Consider the following 431-nt stretch of genomic DNA (forward strand, 5'->3'; position numbering starts at 1 on the left):
CGTGTCCTGGTGATCTGCGCGGGCCGCCCGGAGGGGGCGGACGGCACGGGGGCGGACGGCACCGGAGCGGACGGCACCGGGGCGGCGGAGAAGAAGCAGGGGCACCTCCAGCTCACCGGTCTCCCCCGCGAAGAGGCGGCCCGGCTCGCCGCCGGTCTGGCGCGGCTCGACGGCCGTCCCGCCCCGGCCGACGACAGGCTCCTGGCCCGCTCCGAGGGCAATCCGCTCTACCTGGAACAGCTCCTGGTCGGCGACCGGGCCGCCGCATCGGGGCCGGAAGGCGAGCTGCCGCCCACGCTCCAGGCCCTGCTGGGCGCACGGATCGGGGCGCTGGCCCGGACCGAGCGCGCTGTGGTGGACCTGGCCGCCGTGATCGGCCGGGAGTTCGCCGCGGCGGAGCTGGTACGGCTGGAGGTGTCCGTAAGGACGGA

The 431-nt window shown here is 77.0% G+C and carries 1 pseudogene; it reads left to right on the forward strand.

Annotated features, from left to right (window positions below):
• Positions 1-431 (forward strand): annotated as a pseudogene (locus tag G3I60_RS44060) (adenylate/guanylate cyclase domain-containing protein); the annotation flags it as partial.

The sequence above is a fragment of the Streptomyces sp. SID13666 genome (genome assembly GCF_010548325.1).
In the GTDB taxonomy this organism is placed as follows: Bacteria; Actinomycetota; Actinomycetes; order Streptomycetales; family Streptomycetaceae; genus Actinacidiphila; species Actinacidiphila fildesensis.